This is a genomic window from Komagataeibacter melaceti (assembly GCF_003403295.1).
Classification (GTDB): domain Bacteria; phylum Pseudomonadota; class Alphaproteobacteria; order Acetobacterales; family Acetobacteraceae; genus Komagataeibacter; species Komagataeibacter melaceti.
On sequence record NZ_QUWV01000103.1, the window covers coordinates 1 to 208 of the forward strand.

Here is a 208-nt window from a genome sequence, read left to right on the forward strand (position 1 = left end):
CCGGGGGCTCAGACGTCGCTTTCCCGGAAAAGGTGGCCGCCATCCCCTCGATCGCCTGCCGTTTCCACTGGGCGATCATCGTCTGATGTACCCCATGTTTCGAAGCCAGTTCCGCCAGCGTCAGTTCCCCACGGATCGCCTCCAGCGCAACCCGTGACTTGAACTCTGCCGCATACCTCTTCCGCGTAACCTTGCCCATAAAACCCGT

Annotated in this window: 1 protein-coding gene; it reads right to left on the minus strand. The window is 61.1% G+C overall.

The features are described 5' to 3' along the window. Window positions 1-199 (minus strand): transposase (locus DY926_RS11825; RefSeq protein ID WP_148707772.1); only part of this gene is annotated, 199 nt, incomplete at its 3' end. Window positions 200-208 lie beyond the last annotated feature (9 nt).